Raw genomic sequence first — 2,325 nt, forward strand, 5'->3', positions numbered from 1 at the left:
GGGCCTGAACCGTACCGGGCAGTCGCTTGAAATTCAACTGGCCAACACCACCTACCTCCTCAATCAGGTCTTGTACGAAATCGAGCCGGTATACCGGCAGGATCAGGTTTGGGGATTTTCGCTATGGCTGAAAGCCGCCGCATGGATTCGGCGCTCTCAATCCGCAATCTTCACGCTTTCGGCAGGGCTGATCGCCGCTGCCCTGCTGCTCTTCTTCTGGAAACCGCTTTCCATCAATTTAAATCCCCGCCGTCTTGCCAGCCGTCTGACCAACGGAGCAAGACGCACTGCGCAGGGGGAAACAGGGCAGTTATTCTCTGCTCAAAGCAACTGGCTGGTCAAAGGTCTAACCCGCCGCCCGGCTGCAAAACCCTTACGCATGTCACGGCGCGGCAGCATTCAGCGCCCTCGCCTGCTCATCCCCGTCAGCGGGAACAGCCGCATCGAAAAACCCCTGCCCGGCGATGGCATCGTCCGCATCGGCAACGATCCCGCCTTTCCGGTCAAAATTCCTCTTTCCGGCTCGGAATACATTGAATTGTGGATTCGAAAAGCCCGTAAAGGATATTATCTGGAAATCATGTTCAGTGATATACCCGTGCTGCTCAATCAACAGCCGGTGCTTTCCTCGCGCGCGCTCAATGATGGCGACTCGATTCAGATTCATGATACAACCCTGCTTTTCAAAGAACGCTGAGTACAGGCTGATTATTTTCATCACTAACCATCTGTCCCTGAATTGGCTACAATAGAGTAGCCATCTCAAAATGATCTCAGGAGGAGACCATGCCGCACGGGTTAAGACCTTTCTTCGCCCCGCAAGGGGTAGCCATCATTGGCGCATCGGCCGCGCCCAATAAACTGAGTTACGGTATATTGCGAAACATGACCCTGTACGGCTATGCGGGACAGGTTGCCCCGGTCAACCCCAAAGCCGATCAAATCCTCGGTTTGAAGTGTTACCCTGAAATTGCCGCGGTGCCCGATCCGGTTGAACTGGCGGTAATTGTTTTGCCAGCCCCGGTCATTCCTGCCACGCTGGAAGCCTGCGGTCAGCGCGGTATACGCTCGGTGATCATCATTTCCGGCGGCTTCAAAGAAGTAGGCGAAGAGGGAGCAGCCCTGGAAAAACAGATTTTGGAAATTGCCGCCCGTTACCAGATGCGCCTGATCGGCCCGAACTGCGTTGGAACGCTGGACCTGTACTCGGGATTGAATACCACTTTCATCCAGGGCGTACCCGAAAAGGGCAGCATTGGTTTCATCTCGCAATCCGGGGCGGTGGGCGGCGGGGTGGTTGATTACATCCGCAATAAATGGATCGGGTTTTCCAATTTTGCCAGCCTCGGCAACGAAGCCGACCTCACCGAAACCGATCTCATCGAATATCTCAGCCAGGATGAACACACGCGGGTGATCGCCGTGTATGTGGAGATGATCCGCGACGGCCAGCGTTTCATGCAGGTTGCCCGTCGCGTGACTCCGCACAAACCGATTGTCCTGCTCAAAGCCGGACGCACCAGCGCCGGGGCGCGGGCGGTATCCTCGCACACCGGTTCGCTGGCCGGTTCACACGCCGCCTACCGGGCAGTATTTCAACAGTCGGGGGTGATTGAGGCTGAAACGGTCAGCGATTTGTTCGATATCAGCATGGCACTTGCCCATCAGCCGCTGCCCAAAGGCAACCGCGTGGCAATCATCACAAATGCCGGCGGACCGGCAGCCCTCCTCTCCGACAGTCTGGCAGAACACGGCTTGCAGATCGCCGATTTGCAGGAAGAAACCCGCACCGTCCTGCGCGGGCGGCTCAACCCGGCTGCTCAGGTAGCCAACCCGATTGATATGCTGGGCGGGGCCGAACCGCCGGAGTATGAATTTGCCCTCCAGCTGGCGCTTGCCGACCCCAATGTGGATGCGGCAGTGGTCATTCTCGTACCGCAAGCGCTGGTCAACCCCGTGGAAGTGGCCGAAAAGATTATTCAAGTCAGCGCGTCCCGCCAAAAACCGGTGCTGACCTGCTTCATGGGCGAATGGAGCATTGAAAAAGCCCGCCAGCGGCTGCACACCAGCGGCATTCCCATGTACGTCTTCCCGGAAATTCCCGGGCGGGTGTTGGGCGCCATGCTGCAATACACCCGCCGGCAATCACAGCCAGCCTTTGAAGCTGTCGAATTGGAGGGAATTGACCGCTCCACCGCAGAACGAATACTGGCGCAAGCCGCCGGGCAGCCCGGCCTGGGTGAGGCGCAGACTCGCCCGGTATTTGGGGCGTATGGCATCCCGCTGGTCGCCGGTGAAGCGGCTCACAGCCCCGAGCAAGCTGCC

Annotated in this window: 2 protein-coding genes; both read left to right on the forward strand. The window is 58.0% G+C overall.

Annotated features, from left to right (window positions below; genetic code table 11):
* A partial coding sequence (locus VAE48_RS12105; protein WP_322793583.1) for a hypothetical protein occupies positions 1-697 on the forward strand: 697 nt, incomplete at its 5' end.
* An 89-nt stretch (positions 698-786) separates the two neighbouring features.
* The coding region (locus VAE48_RS12110; protein WP_322793584.1) for an acetate--CoA ligase family protein at positions 787-2,325 on the forward strand (1,539 nt) is incomplete at its 3' end.

This window comes from Bellilinea sp. (assembly GCF_034432615.1).
Taxonomy (GTDB): Bacteria; Chloroflexota; Anaerolineae; order Anaerolineales; family Anaerolineaceae; genus Bellilinea.